The sequence below is a fragment of the Anoxybacillus tepidamans PS2 genome, assembly GCF_000620165.1.
In the GTDB taxonomy this organism is placed as follows: domain Bacteria; phylum Bacillota; class Bacilli; order Bacillales; family Anoxybacillaceae; genus Anoxybacteroides; species Anoxybacteroides tepidamans_A.
Window position 1 is genome coordinate 97488 of record NZ_JHVN01000010.1, and the last position, 24005, is coordinate 121492.

The following is a 24005-nucleotide window of genomic DNA, read 5'->3' on the forward strand; positions in this document are numbered from 1 at the left end:
TATATTATCTAGTTGTCTATACCAGTTGATTTATTTTTTTATAGAGACTCTTATTTGTAGAGTAAACATTGTGTTGTATGATGAACGACAGATTAAAGAAACAACGCAGGGAGCACGTTAACTCCCTGCGTTTGTAAGATCAACCGACTTTCGTGGTGTCGCCCTGTTGCAGCTGATACATTTGGTAATACTTCCCTTTCTTTTTCAGCAATTCCTCATGAGTGCCGCGTTCTACGATTGTCCCGCGGTCTAGCACAAGAATTTGATCGGCATTTTTAATGGTCGATAAACGATGGGCAATAATAAACGTCGTTCGCCCTTGTTTTAATACATCGAGCGCCTGTTGAATCACCGCTTCCGTTTCCGTGTCAATGTTGGCTGTCGCTTCATCAAGTACTAAAATCGCCGGATCGAATGCCAATGCGCGGGCAAAGGAAATCAGTTGCCGTTGACCCGATGATAAGGTGCTCCCTTTTTCGATCACTGGTTCATCAAATCCATTCGGCAAGTTTTTCAGCAGTTTCTCGGCACCAATGTCGCGAAGCGCCTTTACTACCCGCTCGCGAGTGATGTGAGGGTCGTGCAAACTCACATTAGAAGCAATCGTTCCGGTAAATAAAAACGGATCTTGCAGAACGATGCCCATATGTTTTCGAAGCATTTGTTTCGGAATGTCTTTAATATCTATTCCATCAATTAAAATGCGCCCTTTTTGAATATCGTAAAAGCGGAACAACAAATTCATAATTGAACTTTTTCCGGAACCTGTATGTCCCACAAGCGCAATCGTCTCTCCTTCTCTGGCCGTAAATGAAATGTCTTTTAATACATACTCGCCTTCTTTATAAGCAAAATACACATTTTCAAAGACAACATTTCCTTTATAGCGCGGCATATCTCCTTCATACACATCATCGCCAGGCTCATCAAGAAGCGCAAAGACACGATTCGAGGCGACGAGCGCCTGTTCAAGATTCGAAAGTTGGTTTACCATCCCCGTTATCGGCTGAAACAAACGATTGAGATAGTCAACGAATGCGTAAAGCACTCCTAATGAAACTGCTTGATCATCCAAGGAGTTGCCGCCAAAATGCCAAATGAGCGCAACGAACGCGATATTCCGCAACACCCCTACTAAATTGTGCGACGTGAGCGCATTTAAGCTTTGGAGTTTATTTTGATAAGTGAAATACTCTTGATTGAGTTGTTCAAATTCATGCTCCGTTTCTTTTTGTCGTCGAAATATCCGGATTATCGACATTCCTTGAATTGATTCGTTAATCATCGCATTAATGTCGCTGAGACGTGAACGAATGATATGGTTATATTTAGAGGCATACTTGCGATAAATTTTCATCCAAATCGCTAAAATTGGCACAAGGATGAGACAAACAAGAGCAAGACGCACATCTAATAGAAACAGAGCGATAAAAATACCAGCAATATAGACAAGGCTTGTAAAAAATGTCGCTAACACCGTCACATATAATTCGCGAATCGCCTCTGTATCGTTCGTGGCGCGGGCAACGATTTTTCCCGCCGGCAAACTGTCAAAGTAACGAATCGGTAACCGTTGAATGTGGGCAAATACATCCTTTCGCATTCTTTGAATAATTCGGTTGGCAGCCATCTGCAAGTAGTAGCGCTGTCCGTATTGGAAGACGGTTGCCGCCACTAGTAATGCGAGGTAAATGCATAACAAGTAAACAATGCGGTGAATTTCCGGCTGATAAAAATTCAACAATTCTTCGATGGAGAGTTTTTTCGCCGGATACGAAACCGCCTGTTCACCACGACGAATCGTTACGATTCCATTCTTGATCGATCGTTTGCCATCTAACGCTATTGCCTCGTTTACGAAGTAGTAATTCCGGCCAATTTGCAAAATGCGCACTTCTCTTCCTTTCGATTCCTCTTTCGCAAAATAACGGCCTCGTTTGTACCATCGTCCTTGATAGAAAACGGCGTCCTCACTTTTTGTCGTCTCATACCAGGAAGACTCGATTCCTAAAATATGTTGATCGATCATTTTTTTAGCGATGAACGGCCCGGTTAACTCAGCGGCAACTGAAACAGCAAGCATGAGAAGCGCAGCCATCATCATTTTTTTATATTGGAGGGCATAAGCTAATAACCGTTTTCCTACGTTCATAGAAGCACCTCCTTTTCTTCCGATGTCTCTGCTGCTTGTTGGCGGATCCATTGCTCTTTATACCAGCCGTCTTGTGTTAGCAACTGTTCATGCGTTCCTTCTTCTGCAATTTGTCCTTCGTCTAACACGATAATCCAATCGGCATGCTCGACAGCAGATAAGCGATGCGTTGTAATGATCGTCGTTTTTCCTGCCCGCTCATTTCGAATATTTTCAATAATGGCTGCCTCCGTTCTCGCATCTACCGCTGAAAGGGCATCGTCTAAAATTAAAATTTCCGGGTTCACCAAGAGAGCGCGGGCAATGGAAAGCCGCTGCTTTTGTCCTCCTGATAAGGCGATTCCTTTTTCTCCTACTAACGTGTCTAACCCTTTAGGGAGCATCTGTATATCTTTGCGAAATGCAGCCGCATCTATTACTTTATTTAACTCTTCATCTGTAGCCTCTTTTCGTCCGAATAAAATATTTTCTTTGACGGTCTTTGAAAACAATACGTGATCTTGCGGAACATAACCGATCCATCCGTGAATCTGTTCGATTGGGATTCGTTCAAGCGGAACACCTGAGATTGTTATGCTCCCTGTTCCTAACGGATACTCGCGCAACAATTGTTTCACAAGCGTTGTTTTTCCGCTTCCCGTCCGTCCAACAATGCCAAGTGTTTGGCCGCGTTGGAGTGTAAATGATACGTTCTCTAAATTATTAGTGTTTGATGATGGGTAGCGGAACGACACTTGATGAAACACAATCGACTCTGGTGTTTCGACGGAAAGCGGCTCCGGATGGTTTTGCACATCTGGGACATAGGCGAGCGTTTCGTTGACGCGGTCGAGTGAAGCGTTACCGCGCTGCATGATATTAATCAGCTCACCGATGGCAAACATCGGCCAAATCATCATCCCTAAATAGACGTTGAAAGAAACGAGCTCACCAAGTGTAATTTCTTGGTGGAACACTAAATACGAACCGTACCCTAAACCAATTAAATAACTAAGGCCGACAAGCACTTTAATGGTTGGGTCGAATAGTGAGTCGATTTGGGCCACTTTCATATTCTTTTTATATACCTCTTCTGTTAACGCTTGGAATCGGGCCTCATCCGCTTTCTCCTGTACATAAGCGCGAATAACGCGGACGCCGGAAATCGATTCAAGTACATAATCGTTCATGTCTCCAAACGCATCTTGTGCTTTAGTGAAGCGTTCGTGAATTTTTTTACCGTAAATGTTCATCGCTAGCGCCATGAAAGGAAGCGGCAAAACAGAAGCCAGCGTTAACTTCCAGCTAATGAAAATAACCATTGTAAATAAAATCACCAGCATAAATGCGCTTGAATCGACAAGTGTCAAAATGCCGAACCCCGCTGTATTAGATATCGCTTTTAAGTCATTGGTGGCTTTGGCCATTAAATCTCCGGTACGATTTTTTTCATAAAAAGCAGGGGTCATTTTCAGCAAATGTCTCATAAAGCGAGAACGTAATATTTTTTCTAACAAAAATGCGCCACCGAATAACTGGTACATCCATGTATAGTTGACACCGTAGATAAAAATCGCCAATCCTAATAATGATACGGTGTATTTAAGAAGTTTCCCTTCGGTGAAGCCATCTGAATAAATGTCGTCAATAGCGGCTCCCATTAATTTAGGCGGAATCATTTCCAAAATGCCACCTATAACTAAAAGCGCAATAGCTAGAGTATACCGTTTCCAGTGTTGCCTAAAAAACGCGCGAAGCTTCCATAATACCGCAAACATTCCGGATCATCTCCCCTTATTTTCCGTGATCGTCTAGCCGCTGTTGATCTCTCCAGCAGGCAGCATGAATACCATCCATTTAATTTTCATCTTCCGTTCCTCCTTAATGTAAAATTTGTTTTAAAATGGTTGTTGTATCAAGCATTTGCGGTTCATCAATTCTTCCTCAACTTGTCTTATTATCTGCTCTTGTTCGATTTCTTCCATCGTCCACCTTCTCCGTTGAAAAGTGATGGAAATGAACAGTAGATGAATCGTCATGATCTCTCACCTCCTTTCATAAATAAAAGCCGCGGGTCAAAAAGGGGCTTCCCGCGGCTTGAAACATAAAAAAGCCGCAGGAATGGCGCAATCCTGCAGCTTTAGGCACAAAAAAGCCGCAGGAAAACGATCCCCTTCCCGCGGCATTTGTTCTGCTATCTAAAGAGTCGTCACCGTAACAGGCTCGGAAGGTCGAATCGTTTGTGTTTGTTCAGTTGTTTGTTTCATCATTTCCATCATTGTTTTCATTGTGTTCATCCTCCTTCCGAAATCATGTTACAAAGTAAATTATATCCAAATAAAATGAGGTTGTAAACTGTTTTTTGAAAAATATATAAGTGAAAAAGGATGTCTAAGCGAAGGACATCCTTTTATTGTTGATCGACTAGCTTGGAAATTTGCTCTAATCTTCCTTCTATTCTTTTCAATTGCGCTTTTCGCTTTTTTGCTGAAAAGACAAACAATAGAGCCCCTGCAATCAATAAGGCCGGCACTAATAATATCAATACCATCAGTACTTGGAATATGACATCGCTAATGTACATTATTTGTTGTAAAAAAAACAATATGTAGTTATTGGCCGATAAATTGTTTAATCAATTCCTCAGCTGTAAGAACGGTTGCGAATTCCCCATGCAAAGTGGCAAGGGATATATTATGAATCTGGTCCGCATCATAGTAAATCCCATCGGGTCCCCTCAGACCGAACGCAGCAGTAGCATCGGAAATTACATACGTGTTGAATCCTAAATTTCCACTCATTCTAACCGTAGTTGATACACAGTGTGGAGTAGTTAACCCGACAATTACGACATCCGCAATATTATGTTGTTTTAAATATGATTCCAAATCGGTCCCAATAAAAGCGCTGTTGACATTTTTTTGAATCACTTTTTCCCCATCTAAAGGCTTTACAATCTCTTTGAATAGGACTCCCCTTCCGTTAGGTGATAAAGGGGAATACGGATTGGTCGATACGTGTTGAATATGGATAACCGGCCACTGGAGAGTTCTCCATAGTTGCAAAAGATGACGGATGCGTTCTTCAGCGTTGGGATTATTACGCTTTCCCCATACGTCATCCTCAAACCCTTGTTGCACATCGATAATCACTAAAGCTGGCGGGTGATTGCTATTCATATACATCCTCCTTGAAACAGAGCTCTTTTAAGCTAAAAATAAACAAAGATATACCGCTGTCATCCATCCATATGACGATAGTGCATATTTTACGAGAAACAGCGATGACGGACGGCTACCGACGCATGGCTACTCTTTTTTGTTTTGCTTTTTTGGCTGAAAACGAAAATATTTTTATCTACTAGCGGAACCGAGAGAAAATGCAGCCCCATGTTCATTAGGCATGCGCCCTTTTTTCATTTGGAAGGGCATGTGCCTTTGTTTCCTGTTTGCTGTAAATATTAAAAAGAATCCCACCGAATACGAATAACGCTCCGATTACGTGGGTCATTGTAAGGTGTTCATTAAAAAAGATCGTTCCCATCACGGCAGCGGAAATAGGCATGACATTAATAAAAATGGAAGCTGTTGAAGCACCTACCTTTTGAATTCCATTGTACCACCAAACGAAGCTAATGGCGGAAACAATGACTGCTACGTACAGCACGCTGATCCATACTTCCCATCCGCTCGTTTTGATCGATGCGGTGGAAGTATAATACAGCGCAAAAGGAGCCAAAAAGATCGTTCCGAAGCCTGACGCGTAAGTGGTTGCGGCGAGTGGACTGTATTTTCTCATCACCACTTTCCCAATAACGGAATAAATGCTCCAGCTGAGGCAGGCGCCCACTAAGACAAAATCGATCGGAGCCAAGCCTAATTTTACAAGAATCGATAATTGCCCGTTAGTAATAATATATAGAGCCCCGAATAACGCCATTATCATTCCCAATATACTTTTCCAATTCATTTTTTCTTTAAGAAACAGCGCCGAAAACAGCGTGATCAATGGAGCGTTGACGGCAATCACTAAAGAGCTTTTGACAATCGGCGCATATTTTGTAGCAACAAAAAAGCAAATGTTATATAAAAAAATGCCTGTAAGGCCGAGCAGCGCGAATAATCCCCAATCCTTTTTCGTCGGAGTGGGCGTTTTAGGCTGTTTCCAACGCAGCAACGGAAATAAAATGAGGCTAGCTCCTAAAAAACGAAAAAAAGCGACAGAGACGGGATGTAAACTAACGGTTGCAATTTTTCCGGCGACGAAAGCGCCTCCCCAACTTGCAGCGGTTAAAAACAGCAACATATAAGTTTTCATATGATTCGTTGCCATAAAAAATCCTCCTCATTGTTTATCGAACTTCTGTTATAATAAATTCTACAAATATTTGGTCATAGGTGTTATTGATAATAATTGATATTGTTCATCAATATTTTTGATAGGAGCTCGATAGGAATGAATGTTGATTATTTGCAAACATTTCGTGAAGTGGCAAAGTGGAACAGTTTTACGAAAGCCGGGGAAATGTTAGGATATGCGCAATCGAGTGTAACGACACAAATTAAAAAACTTGAAGAAGAATTTGGCGTTGCATTGTTTGAACGATGGGGAGGCAAGATTAAGCTAACGTCGGCAGGAATGGAACTATTAGAATACGCCAACCAAATTATTAGTTTGCTTGATGAAGCGAAACAAAGCCTTTCCGAACAAGCGGAACTTGCTGGAAGCTTATCGATTGGCACGATTGAGTCGGTGGCCGGTTTTTATCTACCGCCCTATTTGCAGGTTTTTAAAAATAAGCATCCGAAGGTGAATTTGTTGCTTCAACAAAATATTTGTAAAAATTTATTGAAAGGCGTCAAGCAAGGAAAATTCGATTTAGCCATTATCCTCGATCAACGACAGGAAGATCCGGATTTACATTTCACTGTCATCAAAGAAGAACCGTTAGTGTTAGTTGCCAGGCCTAACCATCCTTTATCTCGCTTAGACGAGATCAACATGCAAGATTTAATTGATGAAAAGCTTATTGTTACCGAACAAGGTTGCAGCTACCGGGAAATCATCGAAAACTTATATCGCCAGCATGGAATGCGTTTTGAATACACAATTGAGTTGGGGAGCATCGAAGCGATTAAGCGATGTGTAGCTTATGGCCTCGGAGTAGCGTTTTTACCGCTAATGGCAGTAGAAGATGAACTTAAAAAAGGGGCATTAACTCGTATCCTGTTTTCTCGCAGCGAAATCAAACTTTGTCTGCAAATTGTATACCATCGAAAAAAATGGGTGTCACAATCGATGAAGCGATTAATGAACACTTTGGTCCATGAAGATATGGAATAACAACAAGGAGCGGCCCCTTTGCTTCCCTCCTTGTTTTGTAACTATGTTTAGGTTTACATAATTTAATTATAGAAAACAAAAATAGCAAATCCTAAATAAACAATTCCATTTCATTGTTTTTGAAAGTAAAGCCCATTTTTTTGTACAGCGGCATTCCTTTAGCGGACGCGTGGAGCCAAACTCGCTTCACTCCTATGTTTTGACATTCTTTAATACAATTTTCTAATAGTTTTTTGGCTAGGCCTCTTCCGCGATATTCAGGAACGGTATACATGTTGAGCACATAGGCTTCTCGCCCTTCAAGATTTTTGATGTAAGGCGGCCGCTGAAATAATACCATTCTGCTTATACTCACAATAGAGTTATTGCAGACTGCTAAATAAGAAATAAAATCACTGTTCAATGTGCTTTCTAAATATGTTCGCGTTGATGCGGCGACAGCCTCTTCCTCCTCTTGAGTCTGTACTTCTCTAAGCTCTTTCAACAGCTGTAAACGCAACGCAATCATTTCATGGATGTCTTGAATAGTGGCCTTCCGAATTTGAAATCTCTCACTCATCTTCATCCCTCTCCTAAAATCATTTACTAGACACTGCTAATCACAATTATCGGTTGTCTGAATGTACCAAAGAAACTGGATTTCTATATATTAGTGATTCTAATTATGGTAATATAAGGTATCATCAGTGAAGTCGGCTGTAATTAATTTGAATTGTACAATCAAGGAGGATTAAAATGAAGACTGAAAAAGAAAAAATGCTAAATGGTGAATTATATAAGGCCTCAGATCCTGAGTTAATAGCTGAACGGGAGCGTGCTCGGCGATTAACTAGATTATTGAATCAAACATTGGAAACAGAGCATAATAAGCGCATTTCTCTATTGAAGGAACTTTTTGGGTCCACCGGGGCAAATTTATATATCGAACCTCCTTTTTATTGCGATTATGGATATAACATCCATGTCGGTGAAAATTTTTTCGCAAATTTTGATTGTGTTTTTTTGGATGTATGCGAAATTAAAATTGGCGATAACTGTTTGATTGCTCCTGGGGTCCATATTTATACGGCTACCCATCCGATCGATCCGATTGAAAGAATGTCAGGTTTAGAATATGGAAAGCCGGTCACCATCGGTGATAATGTTTGGATCGGCGGCAAAGCTGTGATCAATCCCGGGGTGACGATTGGTAATAATGTTGTTGTCGCCTCCGGGGCGGTCGTAACAAAAGACGTACCAGATAATGTTGTAGTAGGAGGAAATCCGGCAAAAATCATTAAAAGGATTAATAGTTCAAAAGTATAATTTTTGGTTTATTCCAAAATAAAAAAGGAGGAGCACATCCTCCTTTTTAGCATTAAAGCCCAGCAATGCTAGTTCTTTTCGGTCTGCTGTTCCACATCGAGTTCATAATATATTAGTTGAATAGCACTATCCTCTCCGTCAATTGTCCTTATACAATTTTTTAGGATCAAGATAGAACATGGACCATAATTGTTGTTGTCGGTTATTTCTCTTAACTACTACACTTTAATATGTTCGGATTCGAGCAGCTGTCCAAATTTGCGCATATGTAAATAAATGAAGCCAAACGATGTTGAAAAGAGTAATAGACAGCCTGAGAAGATGTAGATAAAGCGGACTCCAACCATATCTACAAGAGCCCCAATGGTGATGGTAGAGAGAAGCATCACGAGCTGAACAAGGGCGGACCGAGCAGCAAGAATCTTTGCCAATGTTTTTTCGTCAGCGCTGTTTTGCAACATCGTTTCTTGAGCGAGGTCTCTTATTTGATAAGAAGGTCCCATCACAAGAACGAGCAATAACGCAAAATAAGGATTGGAAACGAGCCCATATATCAAAGTGAATAAACCAAACAAAAAAGAGCCTGCGATCATCGAGGAGACCAAACGACCCCTCATCATCTTAGAAAGACGATAGACAATCAATCCCCCAATAATTGTTCCGAAATAATAAGCACCATTAATATAGCCCCACCATGTTTCCGCTTTCCCAAGCACTTCTTTGACATATGTAAGAGTCACTGCTCCCATCCAAATCGTTCCAACGAGAGATTCCATCACATCCATCGCGATTATCACCCGTAATCCGCGATGCTGAAACAGATATGTCCAACCTCCTGTCAAACGGTTAAATAGGCTTTCCTGTCCTTCGATTTGAGATGATTCTTTTAGTTGGATCGTATATAAACTGCCGATCGATAATAAGAGGAGGCTGGACGCAAGCATGAGAGTCGCTTCTTTTCCTATTACCGATAGCAATAGCCCACAGAATGTCCAACTAGCAAACAAAAAAGTTTGGTCGATGCTGGAGATCAGGCTGTTTGCCCTAATTCTTTCGTTTTCAGGCACAACCGCACGAACAATCACCCCTTTCATTGGGGAGAAAAAACCGTTAAAGAACGAAATAAGTGCCATGACAACGAACGTCAATATTAATAATAAAGCTGATATATTTTGAAAAACGAAGAAAATTAGAATTGCAAGAAAGCCCAATTGCGCCCATTGAGCGAGCATTAATAGCTTCGTTGGCTTGAAGCGATCCGATATGGTTGGCAAAAGCGTGCTGCTAGCGATGCGAGCGATCATGCTGATTGTTGTGGCGGCGGCAGATAAAGTAGTAGAGCCTGTTTCATTATATAAATGCATCACAATGACCATTGTATAAAAGGCAAAACATAGATTCGCGGCCGTCTGGCTGACAAGCAGCGCGTAAAAAGAGCGCCCCATTTCGCTTCCTCCTTTCCCCAACATGTTAGATTTCGATAAATCCAGAGGAAGTTCCTATCGCTACGACTAAATCATCTTTGTCGATTGCTCTTCGTCGCCTTAGTTTCTGATAGGCGCTAACAACCGATGCGGATGAAACTTCTAAAAAGATCCCCTTTTTCATTAATTGTCGCTGTGCTTCCAATGCTTCTTCCCCTGATACAACGATCGCTTCCCCTCTAGACTGGCGGACTGCAGATACGGCTTGGTATGTAACAGTTGAGCCTGCGATTGATTTTAAAACGGTTTTCCCTGCGAACGAATTGGTATAAGCTTCTCCTTTTAGAACGGCGGTGATTCGAGCAAACGGCTCGACCGCAATCATTTTCGGAAGAGAGTTCATTTCCATTTCTTTAAACCCTTGCCAGATTCCTGCTAATAAATCTCCTCTTGATGTAGGAACGATAATTTTGGTGGGGATGCTCCCTTGCAGTTGACTGACAATCTCATAAGCAATACATTTATAACCTTGCACGCCGAAATGAACTGTTCCAATTGGAGGATTCGCGTAATTGCTTCCTGGATAAAATCCTTCCTTCGTTAGTTGTTTTAATTGTTCCCATCGCTGCATCGCCGTCTCCGTCAGGATAAGGCGAGCTCCATAATACTTTATATAACTTTGGATGTTCTTATTAAGCTCTCTTGTTGAAATGACGATACAATCGAGCCCTGAATAGGCACAGTAGGCTGCGAAGGACAATCCCGCATTTCCGCTTGATGCGACGGCCACTCCTCTGTATCCCTTTTCGATGGCTCTCGTTACAATGAGAGCGCTCATTCTGTCTTTGTGGGAGCCGGTGGGATTTTGCCCCTCGTATTTTAGGTAGAGAGGTCCCTCGTTAAGATCTACAGTCAGTAGTGGCGTACACCCTTCTCCCATGGAAATGTAATGATCATAGGGAAGCATGCATTTTTTATAATTAGAGTAAATCATGGTTACATTCGAAGGTTTCTCTTTTTTCTGGCATGCCGGACATCCTTCAAAATAATCATCGATTGGGTAAATGGTTTCGCATTGTAAACATTCGAGATGTTTGGCATTGGTGTTTCGCTTAATGGCGTGTTTCATACCACTCACCGAACTTTCTGTAAAAAGAATATAAGCTTTTGATTCCTTTTCGAAAGACGTCTAGCGACAGGCGCTCATTTGGGCCGTGTGCATTTGCTGTTGGGCTGCTAAACCCTAGCAATAGCACCGGTGCCTGCAAATGCTCATGTAATAACGATACGATTGGTATAGATCCGCCCGCGCGAATATAATAAGCGTGTTTTTTAAAACTTTGTTCCAGCGCTTCTTTTGCGATGGGCAACAGCGGATGATCGATAGGCAACACGTAGGGCATTGCTTCGTCTGCAAAACGTACGTTTACGTTCACTCCAGGCGGCGTATGCTGTTGAATATGTCTTGCAATCGCTCGTTTTATGTTCGCTGGATGTTGGTTAGGCACTAAGCGACAAAGTCCCTTTGCTCTTGCGATTGATGGAATGATATTATGTTCTTCCATCTCTTCATTTCCGCTAGTAATAGAAGTAATTTCTAATGTAGGCCTAGTCCAAATTCTCTCAAAATACGAATAACCGGGTTCTCCAAACCATTCCGAGATGCCGATCTTTCGTTGTAGCTGCAGCAAATCAAAAGGAAGCTGGGCAAATTCTTCTTTTTCCTGCAGTGGAATTGGTGCGACATCATCGTAAAAGCCTTCAATTACTATTTTTCCGTCTGCTGATTTCATTGATTGTAAGAGACAGGCTAACGCGTGGACAGGATTAGGGACCGTTCCACCGTAAAAGCTGCCTGAATGCAAATCTTGATTGGCACCTTGAACAATGATTTCGAAACCGATGAATCCCCTCAGCCCGTAACATATAGACGGAATATCATCTCCCAGCATAGCAGTATCAGAAATGACAACGCAGTCAGCTTTTATCAACTCCTTTTGGAGAAGCTGCTTCAAACTTTTGCTGCCGATCTCCTCTTCCCCTTCGATGATGATTCTAAAATTAACCGGTAAAGAAGGATCGAGGCTATTTAAGGATTGCAATGTTTTTAACTGCATCCAAAGCTGCCCTTTATTATCGGCAGCCCCTCTTCCATAAATATATCCATTTCGTATTTCTAATTGAAAAGGATTGGAATCCCATTGTCTTATATCTCCTTCCGGTTGAACATCATAATGACCGTAAATTAAAATGGTCGGATATCGTGGGTCGACGCTTTTGTTTCCTATAATAATGGGATATCCATTTGTGTTTACGATCTTTGTTTCGCTAAAACCAATGTTTTGTAAATGCTGTTGTAAAAAGTAAACCGCCCGATTCATCGCTTGCTGATTAGAGTACTGATGAGTGCTTACGCTTCTAATCTGTAAAAACTTATTTAACTCCTCCAGCCAAGTGTGGAAATGGTTTTCAATATAATTGCTAATCATTTTTGTCACCTCTTCCTTTATTGTAAAATGGTAGTAAATAATCGTCTAATTGAATTATTTTATTGTATTAATTGAATTTTTTAATGGATAGGTGATTTAAATGGACTTGGATCATATTCAAACATTTCTCACTGTTTCCCGGCTAAAAAACTTCACGAAGGCAGCTGATGAACTGCATATTACTCAGTCGACTGTCACTTCCAGAATTCAAAATTTAGAACGGTTTTACGGTCAATGTTTATTGTTAAGAACCAATAAGAAAGTAGAACTTTCACCGTTTGGAAAGGAAATTTATCCTCTACTAGAGCGACAGTTTGCCATCATTGAAAAAACGAAGGAAATTGCGAGAAGTTATGTAGAACAGAAAAAAGTCATCCGTGTAGGAATGACCTATTCCTTATGGGATCACAAATTCGTCGATTGGGTTTTTAAATTTGCGGAAAATAACGAAGGGGTTCATTATTCATTTATAACAGACCATTCTTCGCAAGTGGTAGAAGGCATTTTAGACAATACAATTGACATCGGGTTCGTCTATCATGCCCCGGCAGAGGACAATATTAAGAAGGAAATCATAGGGTACGACTCTTTTTATCTTTATAGTTCTAAAGATGTTGAAGAAATGGAACTGGATGCTGAACGGTTGAAATCCATTCCGCTCATTTATCTAAATTGGGGCAAGAGTTTTAGACATTGGTTTCGTTTAGAGTTTGGGGAAAGTTATATTCCGTTTGTAGAGGTGGGGCATAGCGAAGCGTTGTTGGAATTTGTGAAGCGAGGCAAGGGAGTGGCTTTTATTCCAGAACGCGTCGTAGAAATGTCTAATTTGAAGAACATTTTCAAGAAAATCAATTATAAATTTAATATCACCCCTCCTGCTCAGCCAATACATTTAATTTATAAGGCGACTTCTGTGCAACGCAATACCATTATGGAGGCTATTCAACTTTTAAAACGGTATTTTTCCGCGCCATCCAAATAAATGCGCTTTTATCAACCGCCTCTTCCTTAGAAGTCTATGTCTAAGGAGGAGGCTTTTTTATTTGAAACAATAAAAGATATTGAAAAATATTGCTGGATTACAGTATTCAATAGTGTTTTAATTTGTTCCGTTTATCTTCATGCCATCAATACACTATTTTTCGGGCCAAATTTGACGATTATGGGCCCTATCATGCAATAATATTTTATTGATATGGCCATATTTCCCTTTATTAATTTTGATATCGAAGGAACTATCTTTATCTCCAAATGAAAATAGGCTGCCCTTAATATTAATAAAAAGGGTTCCATTTTTCTCGCTTATAGAATATCCTTTATATTTAGTTCCGCTTTCAGCTATATTCCCCTTAATGGAAATAATTTTGTCCCCCACATTCGTTTCACTGATAGCAATACTGTTTAGACTTAATGTTTTTGAAAAAACCATCACTCCAAATATAATCATTAGAAAAATAATAAAAGTAGTAAATAAAACCCTTTTTTTCTTCATATTTTTCCTCCAAATCAGGAACAGAACCTAAACCGAAATATCCTTCAGATAAAACGGTAAGGTTCCATTAGTTCCTAAAGGTGATCATCAATATACTTTGCTTCTGATGGGGGCCCAGTTCCATTAGTATAATATACAGCTTTTCAACATTCCTTACGCCGCATACAAACGGCGTGTTTTTCTTTTTAAGCGCTTCTGCTACCTCGCGCCCGACATTGCCTGTAACGCCAGTGACTAAAATTTGTTCCATTGCTGTCTCCTCCTCAGCGGTGTTATTATAGTTCAGCCATATATGAACGCAATTTAGCGACGGTGTCCCCGATTCCGCTATGGATGGCAAGATCGAAAATGTGATCCATTCGAGTCGGAGTTTTGTTGATAATCGCTTTATATGTATCAGGAGACTCGGAGGAGACGTAAAAAGGAATATGATTGACAGGCATCACTTCAAGGCTCGTTCCCATAGCTAGCAATAACTCGCTTTTCGCTGCTGTCTCAAATGCCTCGTCGATCTTTGGAACGATCCCACCAAAGAGAACCACATCGGGTTTTAGGAATTCGCCGCATGTCTTCTTTTGGCAAGAAGGGACATCATGTGAATTAATAAATGATAAGTCATATTTTTCACCGCATGCAGGACATGTGGCGGTCTGTAAGGTGCCGTGCAATTCAATAACATTAGTACTCCCTGCTTTTGTATGTAGCCCATCAATGTTCTGCGTTAAAACGATCACTCTCTTTCCCCGTTCTTCCAATTCGCGAAGAAAGAAATGCCCCATATTCGGAGAAAACGAGCCCATTAATTTTAGTGAAAATATTCGTTTGAACCGTCGCCAAAAGTCAACAGGGTCTTTGGTAAAATAATGTTCTGATAGGTAATGTTCGACATTTTTTTCTTGTGCGTAAATTCCATTATTGCTGCGAAAATCCGGGATACCTGATTCTGTACTCATTCCTGCTCCAGTTAAAACAGTAATCGTACTGGCGTTCGCGATTTGCTTCGCCAACTCTTTCATCATATCCATCCCTATCCCTCCTTCAAGCAAAAAACCTCTTAAAATTTGCAAGGGCTTAGCTATATTCATTTTATGTTCTTTTTCTTATAGGAACAATATTCGGAATGTGTTGAACGCTACATTTTATGAATTACAATCTTTTCTCTTTTTATGTTAAAATATCGTTTGTTTCGCGGCTCTTGATGTCCCATAACATTATTTATGTTGTAAAAAGGAGAAGAAGAAAAAATGAACGTAAGAACGATAGTTGCAAACGGTATTTTAGCTGCTGTGTACATCGTAGTAACAATGCTGATTCAGCCATTTGGCTTCACAAATGTACAATTTCGCGTGTCGGAAATTTTAAATCATCTCATTGTATTTAATAAAAAGTATTTTTTCGGAATTGTATTAGGTGTGTTTTTGGCGAATTTCTTTTTTTCACCTTTAGGCATGTACGACCTTATATTTGGAGTTGGGCAATCGGTAATCGCTTTGTTAACAACTATGGCATTGATGCGTTACGTAAAAAATATTTGGGTACGGATGGCGTTAAACACAATTGTATTTACATTTACAATGTTTATCATTGCCTGGGAGTTGAAACTAGCATTGGATTTACCATTTCTTTTAACTTGGTTGACGGCAGCGGCAGGGGAATTTATCACGATGGCAGTTGGTGCTCCGATTATGTATGGCATCCATCGCCGTGCCCGTTTCGATCAATCGATAGAAAGATGAAGCGGCAATTGATTTGCCGCCTTTTTTTATGAATGATGTTACTTTTGTGCTATCTCTTATTTACTTTTTTTTTCTTTATTTGTATTGATTATTTAGAACATAGTTTTATTTATATGGGATTTAATTGAAAACTTTCGTTTCATTTTTAGAAAAAAATAAATCCCGAAAATAAATATTTTTCGAAATTAAACAACTTTATCACTCTACTATATTATCACTTTACCAAACTAAAAAGATGATATATGATGGGAAAGGATTAAAATAAACTGACCCTCAGCACTACTTATAACACACAAGGAGGTCTATACAATGGCAACAAAAAAATGGGGGGTATGGATTTTAACAGCTTTTGTCATCGGAAATATGGTTGGCGGCGGTATTTTTATGATTCCAGCCAACCTTGCGCAAGTGGCAAGTCCAATGGGAGCGGTGCTGGCATGGGCCGCGACCGGTTTAGGAGTATGGATGCTCGCGCTCGTGTTCGGAAACTTAGCAATAAGAAAACCAGAATTAAAAGCGGGACCGCAAAGCTACGCGCAAGCGATGTTTTCTTCCCCGCGAATAGGAAATGTAGCCGGCTACAGCATGGCTTGGGGGTATTGGGCTGCAAACTGGGCGGCGACTGCCTCTGTCATCATCTCGTTTGCTGGATATTTAAGCACTTTTTTTCCTATCATGCAAAGCAAACACGTGTTATTAACGATCGGCACATTTTCTTTAGAAACAGGAAAAATACTTACTTTTATAATATGCACTATCGTATTATGGGGAATTCATTCGATTCTTGTTCGGGATTTTCAAAAAGCTGGGAATGTGAATATTTTGGCAACAGGAGCAAAAGTACTCGGCTTTCTCCTTTATATTGTTGGAACAGTTTGGGTATTTAACAGCGCCAATTTAGGTGAAAGCCTTTCTTTTATTGATAAAAAAGGACATACGGTCTCCGTACCGAATCAAATGAATGGAGCCGCTCTTACGATGCTCTGGGCGTTTATCGGGATTGAGTCCGCAGTGATGCTATCAAACCGTGCTAAATCACCAAAAGACGTTAAAAAAGCAACATTGCTTGGTCTTGTTATTTCTGTTCTTATTTATATAGGAATTACATTGTTAACGATGGGGGCTCTGTCACAAGAAGAGTTAAGACAATCACAAAAGCCGCTCGTCGATGCCCTCTATTCTGTGATCGGAAACAGCGGTGCCTACATGATGGCGATTTTAGCGCTTATTTCCCTTTTTGGCTCAACGGTTGGCTGGATTGTGGTCAGCTCAGAGGTGCCGTACCAAGCGGCAAAAGAGGCGTTATTTCCACATTTTTTTGCAAAAACGAACAAAAACGGCAGCCCAACGAACTCGTTGTTTATGACCAATTTTATGACACAAATCTTCTTGTTTTCAACAATATCGGGAACGATGAATGAAGCGTATAAATTTGCCATTGTGGTGGCGACGCTCGCTTACCTCGTTCCATACCTTGTCTCAACCTTATATCAGTTAAAGCTCATTGTGACAGGAGAAACATATCAAAACGAAGCGCCTCGGCGTGTACGTGACGGCTTGATTACATGCGCCGCGCTTCTGTACTCGCTTTGGGTGATAAAAACAGGCACGGCGGATTGGCATACGTTTTTCTTAGGCATCGGCTTATTCGTAGCAGGGCTCATCTTATACCCGCTGCTTATGAAGGAAAAAGTTAATCATAAAAAGTATGAGGAACCAAAAGGAGCCTAACAAGGGGTCAACGAACGTTGAGCCCTTGTTTTTTTTCGTTCCACTCCTCCCGCAAGACTCCCATTCGAATCGAATCATAATATTGGCCATTGTACCATCGACACTTGCGCAAACGTCCTTCCATTTTCATCCCGAGTTTCTCGGCGCAGCGAATCATTCGTTCATTCCCAGACCATGTTGCCAAGCCCACGCGCACAAGAGGCATCGATGCGAATAAATAATCAATCCACAATTTCAGCGCCTCAGTCCCATACCCACCGTTCCAGTATGAAGAATCGTAAATGACAATGCCGACTTCCAGCCAAAGCGACTCTTTATGCTCCCAATAGTATGAAACAGTTCCAATAATCCTTTCTTGTGCTTCAATAACCATTCGCGATGGAACGTCTTCTTTGTTATTTATCCAATTGGTCATTCTTTCTATATACGCTTCCTTCGTTTCGAATGTAAGCGGAAAATAAGGAGCATCCCACCTTTTCCATTCTGGGTCTTTCTCGCCGTAAATATAATGCCAAAGAATAGGTAAATCCACTGGACAAATTTCTCGGACGACTACTTTCTCTCCTGTTAAGCGACCGATGCCAATGCCCTCCCCTCTACTAATTTTCCCTTTATTCAACTCCTCATCTTCATAAGCACCACATGGCAAACATGTTCATGTTGATAGTAAAATCCTAGAATTCAAATTCCTCTCTTATTTTCCAATGGAAAAACCATTGAACAACCTGCCGCCGTAAGGCTCGAGTACACGATCGACTAATGCAATAATTTTATCTTTCCTTCCAAGTCTATAAAACGAATCGAATGCTTCATCATATTGACGCAACGCGCGGACCATCCATTTTGATGTTCCTACCCAACAGCCGTTCGTACGCAAAATAAATTCGTGAATTAAGTCGACTAGTGTATTGGCAATACATAACTCTTCCGATCGATCACTAGCTCCCATAAAATCATCAAGAGCATCGGTTATCAAATATCGTTTTAGTTTCACGATTTCTTCAGTCCACGGCTCGGGTCCTTCTCTCAACAGTTCGTTTGCTTCTTTCTTGATCGCTGCGATGCATCCCCTATCAATTAATACAACTCCTTCTGCCACCATCTTTGGCAAACACGGTGTCGCGCTTTTCCGATCGTTTTCAAAAAAATCTTTATAGGATGTTAGGTTATGTGCAAACACTTCAATCGGCCATCCAAAAGCGGTGAGTGATTCACGAAAAGAAGCTGGGAACTTGTCATCGAAAACAACGATATCAAGATCAGAAGTATTGGTTTCCTCCCCCCGGACTACACTCCCGCTCAACAATGCTCCGTGACATCGAGGAAAAAATTGATGCACAAATTGTCTAGCTGCCTCCACCGGAGATAAACGTTTGTCATTCTCCATACAGCCAAGCTCCTTTTCCATTCATTATTCATCCGTAAAACTCTATATTTTGTTTTATCAGTTTCTGTACAAGTCTAACAATCTCCTGCATTTTTCTTAAAGAAACGTTTCATATATTCTTGCACCGTTTTTTCCGACAAGAAGAGCCTCGAACTAACACAACACCTCCCCCACAATTAAAGAAACACTTCCAATAACTACTTTGGCTGTTGTCGACACCGAGAAAAAGGAGTTACAAACGGAATAAGAAATATGGGCACTGACAAAGCGATCAATATTCAGCCCGCTCGTTTTGTGTCGTTATTTTGTGCCATAAAAACCTACTTGATTATAATTGTACGTAGCGTACAATTCTCACTCTCACCATCTTTACGACTAATGCCGCGGCAAATAAAAAGCATGAGGGGAAACCCTCATGCTTACGATTCTAACAATAATTGCTCTGGATCTTCGAGAAGTTCTTTTACTTTCACTAAGAAGCCGACTGCTTCTTTGCCATCGATGATTCGGTGATCGTACGATAATGCTACATACATCATTGGACGATTTTCCATCCGTTCTTCATCAATAGCTACAGGACGAAGTTGAACCTTGTGCATCCCTAGAATACCGACTTGTGGTCCGTTTAAGATCGGAGTTGACATTAGTGAACCAAATACTCCGCCGTTTGTGATCGTAAATGTACCGCCCTGCAAATCTTTTAAGCTTAATTTGTTTTCGCGGGCTTTTGTCGCTAAGTGTAGAATCTCGCGTTCGATCTCGGCAAAATTTTTCTTATCTGCATCGCGCACAACAGGGACGACTAAACCTTCATCCGTAGAGACAGCTACACCGATGTCATAGTATTTTTTCACGATGATTTCATCGCCTTGAATCTCGGCGTTTAACAACGGATATTTTTTCAATGCGGCTACGACGGCCTTTGTAAAGAATGACATAAAACCGAGGCGTACCTCATGCTCTTGATAAAACGCATCTTTGCGGCGCTTGCGCAAGTTCATAACCGCCGTCATGTCGATTTCATTAAATGTTGTCAACATCGCTGCTGTGTGCTGTACTTCAACAAGGCGTTTTGCGATTGTTTGGCGGCGGCGCGACATTTTCATGCGCTCGACTGGTTTTTCCGGATCGAACGATTCAACGGCTGCTGGCTTTGTCCCCTCCACTGCTGGAGTTTGTGGAGATGCTGCCGCAGGACGACTCGCATGCGCTTCTACATCATGTTTGCGGATGCGGCCAAGCGGATCCACCGGTGTGACGGCCGCCAAGTCGATGCCTTTTTCGCGCGCGAGTTTGCGTGCCGCCGGCGAAGCAATTGGTCGCTGAGCTGACTTCGCTTCTGCTTCCTGCTTCACAGGTTCCGCTTGTACAGCCGTTGGTTGCATTTCCTGTACAGGTTGTTGCGGGGCTTCCGCTACCGGAGGGGTACTTGCTTCTGCTTCTGCTGATACAATGGCGATCGTATCACCCACTCGCACCGTGTCCCCTTCATTAAAAAGCAATTGAGTGATAACCCCTGATTCCTCAGCCATCAATTCGACATTAACTTTATCGGTTTCAAGTTCAGCAATGGATTCTCCTTTATGCACAAAGTCTCCCGGTTTTTTCAGCCATTGCGAAATGGTTCCTTCTGTTATCGATTCTGCTAATTCTGGTACTTTGATCTCTGCCACTGTTATATCTCCTTTCGCTATCCTCACCTATATTTGACTTAACGATTACGAGCGTGTCAACGCTTGATTGATAATTCTCGCTTGCTCTTTCTTGTGAACAACTGGATCTCCTTCTGCTGTGCTTGAACGTCTTCTGCGTCCAATATAAGAAACTTGAACACCTTTAGGCGCTAATTTAAGCAATCGAGGTTCGACAAAGTTCCAAGCCCCCATATTCTTCGGCTCTTCCTGCACCCATACTATTTCTTTTAAATTCGGTAGTTGTTCAATATAACGGGTGATTTCCTCCATAGGGAACGGATACAATTCCTCGACGCGCAAGATATGGAACCAATCTTTCTCTTGCACCTCATTTAATTTTTCTGCTAAATCAATTGCAATTTTACCAGAACACAAGATTAAGCGCTCCACTTGTTCTGGGTGTTGCCCCAACCCTGGCTGGGCCAATACCGGTTCGAAACTTCCTTCGCTCAAATCCGCCGCACCTGAAACAACTAACGGGTGACGCAATAAACTTTTCGGCGACATAATGATAAGCGGTCGAACTTCCTCTTTTTGCAAAATCAACGCTTGCCGGCGTAGAATATGGAAGTATTGCGACGATTTTGTCATATTGGCAATTGTCCAGTTATTTTCAGCCGCTAATGAAAGGAATCGTTCTAAACGGGCACTTGAATGCTCAGGTCCTTGTCCTTCGTAACCATGAGGAAGCAGCATTACAAGACCGGATTTTTGACCCCATTTCGCTCTGCCGGATGAAATAAACTGATCGATAATCACTTGAGCAGAGTTAGCAAAATCGCCAAATTGCGCTTCCCAAAGCACTAACGTTTCCGGAGCCAACACGTTATAGCCATATTCAAATCCAAGTACGCTCATCTCAGATAGCGGGCTGTTATGAACCGCAAAAGACGCCGTGCTATTAGATAAATGATGTAGCGGCGAGAACGTTTTTCCAGTAGTTTCATCATGCAGCATAAGATGACGATGGGCAAACGTTCCCCGCTCCGAATCTTGTCCTGACAATCGAATTGGAACACCATCTTGAAGGATGGTCGCAAACGCCAACGCCTCGGCATGGGCCCAATCGATTTTGTTCTCTTCAAAGGCATTGATGCGCCGTTGCAAAATCCGTCCTAACTTGCTAAATACGCGAAAATCTTCCGGCCATTGCACAAGTTCTCGGTTTACTTGTTCAAGTACGTGAACAGGCACGCGCGTATCGATTTTTGGAATGCCTTTTTCCGCCACTTCCGGTGGGTTCATTTCATAGTCAAGCTCTTCTTTTACATCTGCCACTTTCTTATAAGCAGCTTGTAGCTTTTTCTCAACTTCCTCTGTAAATTGGCGTTCCTCGTCGTTAGAGCCGATGATTCCCTGTTGTTTAAGATGATCGGCATAAAGATTGCGGACGGTCGGATGTTTCCGAATGATTTGATACATTAACGGATTCGTCGCTGCTGGCTCATCCATTTCATTATGACCGTGACGACGATATCCAATTAAGTCGATGAGAAAATCCTTTTTAAATGTTTGACGGTAAATGACTGCCAAGTGAGCAGCCGAAAGCACCGCTTCCGGATCATCCGCATTAACGTGCACAATCGGAATTTCAAATCCTTTGGCTAAGTCGCTTGCATATTTTGTAGAGCGGGAATCTTCGCTTTCTGTTGTAAACCCGATCATATTGTTTGCGATAATATGGATCGTTCCGCCTGTTTTATAGCCTCTTAATCGGCTTAAATTTAATGTTTCCGCTACCACGCCTTGCCCCGGAAATGCTGCATCGCCGTGAATTAAAATAGCAAACGATTTGTTCTCATCTTGTTCTGGGAACCCCGGTTTATTTCGCGTTTCTTGAGCAGCCCGCGTATAGCCAACAACAACAGGATTGACGAACTCCAAATGGCTCGGATTGTTAGCTAACGTAATAACCGCGCGAACCGTATTCTCTTTTTTGATTTTTCGATCTAATCCTAAATGGTATTTGACGTCGCCCGTCCAGCCATATGTAATTCCGATTGACCCTTCTGATGGGATCAATTCCTTATTGGGCGCATGCTGGAATTCAGCAAAAATCATTTCATAAGGCTTTCCTAACACATGAGCCAATACATTTAAGCGCCCTCGATGAGCCATTCCAATGTTAATAGATTTTGTTCCTGCCTGCACCGATTCGGAAATAATCTCATCAAGCAATGGTACTAACGTATCAAGTCCTTCAATCGAAAAACGTTTTTGACCAACGAACGTCCGATGCAAAAATTGTTCAAACACTTCCACTTCAGTTAAACGTTTTAACAACTCTTTTTTCTTTTCATTCGAAAGAACGGGTTGATAGCTTCCCGATTCAACCATTTGGAACAGCCAATTTTTCTCTTTTTCATCTTGAACATGGCCAAATTCAAATGCTAACTTCGATGTATAGACCCCTTTTAAATATTGAATCGCCTCAAGCCCGTTTTTTATATGCTGAGGTAAATATGGGCTGATGACGGAAGATGGAATCGATTTTAAATCATTTTCTGTTAGTCCAAACTTTCCAATATCAATATGTACATCTTGTTGAGAAGTTTCTAACGGATTAATTTTTGCGCCTAAATGACCGAACGTTCGAATATAATCGGCCAATTTCACTGCCTGAACATATTTTTCAAATAAATTGGCTGGCGCGCTTGGGTAATTTATTATATCCTTGCTGTCATTTCCGCCGCTGTCATCAAATTGAGGTGGACCCCAACGATCAAACAATTCTTTTAATTGCGGGTCAACCATGCTTGGATCTTGCAAGTATTGCTCGTACATTTCCATGACGTATCCAAGATTTGGACCGTGAAAGTTTCTCCATGGATTTCTGTGACTGTCACTAAGCGTGTTCATCTTTAAATAACCCTCCAAGACTAATTACAAATTCTCGCATGAAAGAGCGCAGTGCGCGAAAATCGTACACAACAGAGTGCCACCCTCGCACTCTATCTCCCCCATTGATGTGCAGATTTCGCATATCGCGGCAGATTCATGAGAGATAAAACGATTACATTTTCCATTTTACTACGATTTAGCGGAAAATCCAAATAACTTGATTTTTTTTACTTTTTTAATTTCTTTGCTTGCAGAAAAAAAGCCATCCCGCTTATCTTAACTGTACAAAAGAAAAACGGCAATGGCTTATGCTATATGTTATTTAGCGAAATGAATGGAACTGGGCTAGCTGGATTCGAACCAGCGCATCACGGAGTCAAAGTCCGTTGCCTTACCGCTTGGCTATAGCCCAATATCAATCTGTCGAGTATA

21 protein-coding genes and 1 tRNA gene are annotated in these 24005 nt (G+C 41.4%); 5 read left to right on the top strand and 17 right to left on the bottom strand.

Annotated features, from left to right (window positions below):
• Window positions 1–139: 139 nt before the first annotated feature.
• The 5 genes from N667_RS0109790 to N667_RS0109820 form a co-directional block, all read right to left on the bottom strand.
• Complete coding sequence (locus N667_RS0109790) at window positions 140–2152, bottom strand: ABC transporter ATP-binding protein (RefSeq protein WP_027409402.1); 2013 nt, start codon at window positions 2150–2152, stop codon at window positions 140–142.
• Window positions 2149–3909, bottom strand: a complete 1761-nt coding sequence (locus tag N667_RS0109795; protein WP_027409403.1) for an ABC transporter ATP-binding protein — start codon at window positions 3907–3909, stop codon at window positions 2149–2151. The genes N667_RS0109790 and N667_RS0109795 overlap by 4 nt, the downstream gene beginning before the upstream one ends.
• 120 nt (window positions 3910–4029) lie before the next feature.
• Window positions 4030–4170: a YrzI family small protein gene (locus N667_RS19450; protein WP_084279095.1), complete on the bottom strand. Its 141-nt coding sequence runs from the start codon at window positions 4168–4170 to the stop codon at window positions 4030–4032.
• A 573-nt stretch (window positions 4171–4743) separates the two neighbouring features.
• Entirely contained in the window at window positions 4744–5310 is a 567-nt protein-coding gene (locus tag N667_RS0109815; RefSeq protein WP_027409405.1) for a cysteine hydrolase family protein, read from the bottom strand.
• Window positions 5311–5527: 217 nt separating this feature from the next.
• Window positions 5528–6463, bottom strand: coding sequence for a DMT family transporter (locus N667_RS0109820; protein WP_027409406.1), 936 nt, complete (start codon window positions 6461–6463; stop codon window positions 5528–5530).
• 123 nt (window positions 6464–6586) lie between these two features.
• Here N667_RS0109820 and N667_RS0109825 point away from each other — a divergent pair, with 123 nt between their 5' ends.
• Entirely contained in the window at window positions 6587–7474 is an 888-nt protein-coding gene (locus N667_RS0109825; protein WP_035098629.1) for a LysR family transcriptional regulator, read from the top strand.
• Window positions 7475–7565: 91 nt separating this feature from the next.
• Here N667_RS0109825 and N667_RS0109830 read toward each other — a convergent pair whose 3' ends face one another.
• Window positions 7566–8033, bottom strand: a complete 468-nt coding sequence (locus tag N667_RS0109830) for a GNAT family N-acetyltransferase (RefSeq protein WP_027409408.1) — start codon at window positions 8031–8033, stop codon at window positions 7566–7568.
• Window positions 8034–8209: 176 nt separating this feature from the next.
• Between N667_RS0109830 and N667_RS0109835 the strand changes: the two genes are divergently transcribed.
• The gene (locus N667_RS0109835; RefSeq protein ID WP_027409409.1) at window positions 8210–8779 is read left to right on the top strand and encodes a sugar O-acetyltransferase; all 570 of its coding nucleotides are present in this window, start codon (window positions 8210–8212) and stop codon (window positions 8777–8779) included.
• Window positions 8780–8997: 218 nt separating this feature from the next.
• Here N667_RS0109835 and N667_RS0109840 read toward each other — a convergent pair whose 3' ends face one another.
• The 3 genes from N667_RS0109840 to N667_RS0109850 are packed head-to-tail and all read right to left on the bottom strand — an operon-like array spanning window position 8998 to window position 12692.
• Window positions 8998–10224: an MFS transporter gene (locus tag N667_RS0109840; RefSeq protein WP_027409410.1), complete on the bottom strand. Its 1227-nt coding sequence runs from the start codon at window positions 10222–10224 to the stop codon at window positions 8998–9000.
• 25 nt (window positions 10225–10249) lie between these two features.
• On the bottom strand, window positions 10250–11332 hold the full coding sequence (locus N667_RS0109845; RefSeq protein WP_051530023.1) for a pyridoxal-phosphate dependent enzyme: 1083 nt from the start codon (window positions 11330–11332) through the stop codon (window positions 10250–10252).
• Window positions 11316–12692 carry a dipeptidase gene (locus N667_RS0109850; RefSeq protein ID WP_035098638.1) on the bottom strand — a complete coding sequence of 459 codons (1377 nt, stop codon included), beginning with the start codon at window positions 12690–12692 and terminating at the stop codon, window positions 11316–11318. Before N667_RS0109850 ends, N667_RS0109845 begins: the two co-directional genes overlap by 17 nt.
• A 100-nt stretch (window positions 12693–12792) precedes the next feature.
• Here N667_RS0109850 and N667_RS0109855 point away from each other — a divergent pair, with 100 nt between their 5' ends.
• Window positions 12793–13674, top strand: a complete 882-nt coding sequence (locus N667_RS0109855; protein ID WP_027409413.1) for a LysR family transcriptional regulator — start codon at window positions 12793–12795, stop codon at window positions 13672–13674.
• A gap of 153 nt (window positions 13675–13827) precedes the next feature.
• On the opposite strand, the gene N667_RS0109860 is transcribed toward N667_RS0109855, so the two are convergent.
• The 3 genes from N667_RS0109860 to N667_RS0109870 form a co-directional block, all read right to left on the bottom strand.
• A complete protein-coding gene (locus N667_RS0109860) occupies window positions 13828–14184 on the bottom strand; it encodes a hypothetical protein (protein WP_027409414.1) in 357 nt (118 codons plus the stop codon).
• A 67-nt stretch (window positions 14185–14251) separates the two neighbouring features.
• Complete coding sequence (locus tag N667_RS20180) at window positions 14252–14434, bottom strand: hypothetical protein (protein ID WP_027409415.1); 183 nt, start codon at window positions 14432–14434, stop codon at window positions 14252–14254.
• Between the two features lie 25 nt (window positions 14435–14459).
• Window positions 14460–15209: an NAD-dependent protein deacylase gene (locus N667_RS0109870; protein ID WP_027409416.1), complete on the bottom strand. Its 750-nt coding sequence runs from the start codon at window positions 15207–15209 to the stop codon at window positions 14460–14462.
• A 219-nt stretch (window positions 15210–15428) separates the two neighbouring features.
• Between N667_RS0109870 and N667_RS0109875 the strand changes: the two genes are divergently transcribed.
• Window positions 15429–15920 (top strand): QueT transporter family protein, encoded by a 492-nt coding sequence (locus N667_RS0109875; RefSeq protein WP_027409417.1) that lies wholly within the window; start codon window positions 15429–15431, stop codon window positions 15918–15920.
• A gap of 309 nt (window positions 15921–16229) precedes the next feature.
• Window positions 16230–17651 (top strand): amino acid permease, encoded by a 1422-nt coding sequence (locus N667_RS0109880; RefSeq protein ID WP_027409418.1) that lies wholly within the window; start codon window positions 16230–16232, stop codon window positions 17649–17651.
• A gap of 7 nt (window positions 17652–17658) precedes the next feature.
• Here N667_RS0109880 and N667_RS0109885 read toward each other — a convergent pair whose 3' ends face one another.
• From N667_RS0109885 to N667_RS0109905, 5 genes are all read right to left on the bottom strand, one after another.
• Window positions 17659–18270: a GNAT family N-acetyltransferase gene (locus N667_RS0109885; RefSeq protein WP_232223951.1), complete on the bottom strand. Its 612-nt coding sequence runs from the start codon at window positions 18268–18270 to the stop codon at window positions 17659–17661.
• A 75-nt stretch (window positions 18271–18345) separates the two neighbouring features.
• Entirely contained in the window at window positions 18346–19038 is a 693-nt protein-coding gene (locus N667_RS0109890) for a nucleotidyltransferase domain-containing protein (protein ID WP_027409420.1), read from the bottom strand.
• A 419-nt stretch (window positions 19039–19457) separates the two neighbouring features.
• Window positions 19458–20711, bottom strand: coding sequence for a 2-oxoglutarate dehydrogenase complex dihydrolipoyllysine-residue succinyltransferase (odhB, locus tag N667_RS0109895; protein ID WP_027409421.1), 1254 nt, complete (start codon window positions 20709–20711; stop codon window positions 19458–19460).
• Window positions 20712–20756: 45 nt separating this feature from the next.
• Window positions 20757–23591 carry a 2-oxoglutarate dehydrogenase E1 component gene (gene sucA, locus N667_RS0109900; protein ID WP_027409422.1) on the bottom strand — a complete coding sequence of 945 codons (2835 nt, stop codon included), beginning with the start codon at window positions 23589–23591 and terminating at the stop codon, window positions 20757–20759.
• A 322-nt stretch (window positions 23592–23913) separates the two neighbouring features.
• Window positions 23914–23985 (bottom strand) — tRNA-Gln (locus N667_RS0109905).
• Window positions 23986–24005: the final 20 nt, after the last annotated feature.

Bases quoted from the DNA above. Each gene is read 5' to 3' on its own strand.
- N667_RS0109835 (WP_027409409.1), top strand. From the start codon at position 8,210: ATGAAGACTGAAAAAGAAAAAATGCTAAATGGTGAATTATATAAGGCC.
- N667_RS19450 (WP_084279095.1), bottom strand. From the start codon at position 4,170: ATGACGATTCATCTACTGTTCATTTCCATCACTTTTCAACGGAGAAGG.
- N667_RS0109830 (WP_027409408.1), bottom strand. From the start codon at position 8,033: ATGAGTGAGAGATTTCAAATTCGGAAGGCCACTATTCAAGACATCCAT.
- N667_RS0109820 (WP_027409406.1), bottom strand. From the start codon at position 6,463: ATGGCAACGAATCATATGAAAACTTATATGTTGCTGTTTTTAACCGCT.
- N667_RS0109855 (WP_027409413.1), top strand. From the start codon at position 12,793: ATGGACTTGGATCATATTCAAACATTTCTCACTGTTTCCCGGCTAAAA.
- N667_RS0109875 (WP_027409417.1), top strand. From the start codon at position 15,429: ATGAACGTAAGAACGATAGTTGCAAACGGTATTTTAGCTGCTGTGTAC.
- N667_RS20180 (WP_027409415.1), bottom strand. From the start codon at position 14,434: ATGGAACAAATTTTAGTCACTGGCGTTACAGGCAATGTCGGGCGCGAG.
- N667_RS0109840 (WP_027409410.1), bottom strand. From the start codon at position 10,224: ATGGGGCGCTCTTTTTACGCGCTGCTTGTCAGCCAGACGGCCGCGAAT.
- N667_RS0109880 (WP_027409418.1), top strand. From the start codon at position 16,230: ATGGCAACAAAAAAATGGGGGGTATGGATTTTAACAGCTTTTGTCATC.
- N667_RS0109850 (WP_035098638.1), bottom strand. From the start codon at position 12,692: ATGATTAGCAATTATATTGAAAACCATTTCCACACTTGGCTGGAGGAG.
- N667_RS0109845 (WP_051530023.1), bottom strand. From the start codon at position 11,332: ATGAAACACGCCATTAAGCGAAACACCAATGCCAAACATCTCGAATGT.
- N667_RS0109860 (WP_027409414.1), bottom strand. From the start codon at position 14,184: ATGAAGAAAAAAAGGGTTTTATTTACTACTTTTATTATTTTTCTAATG.
- N667_RS0109825 (WP_035098629.1), top strand. From the start codon at position 6,587: ATGAATGTTGATTATTTGCAAACATTTCGTGAAGTGGCAAAGTGGAAC.
- N667_RS0109870 (WP_027409416.1), bottom strand. From the start codon at position 15,209: ATGGATATGATGAAAGAGTTGGCGAAGCAAATCGCGAACGCCAGTACG.
- sucA (WP_027409422.1), bottom strand. From the start codon at position 23,591: ATGAACACGCTTAGTGACAGTCACAGAAATCCATGGAGAAACTTTCAC.
- N667_RS0109790 (WP_027409402.1), bottom strand. From the start codon at position 2,152: ATGAACGTAGGAAAACGGTTATTAGCTTATGCCCTCCAATATAAAAAA.
- N667_RS0109795 (WP_027409403.1), bottom strand. From the start codon at position 3,909: ATGTTTGCGGTATTATGGAAGCTTCGCGCGTTTTTTAGGCAACACTGG.
- N667_RS0109890 (WP_027409420.1), bottom strand. From the start codon at position 19,038: ATGGAGAATGACAAACGTTTATCTCCGGTGGAGGCAGCTAGACAATTT.
- N667_RS0109815 (WP_027409405.1), bottom strand. From the start codon at position 5,310: ATGAATAGCAATCACCCGCCAGCTTTAGTGATTATCGATGTGCAACAA.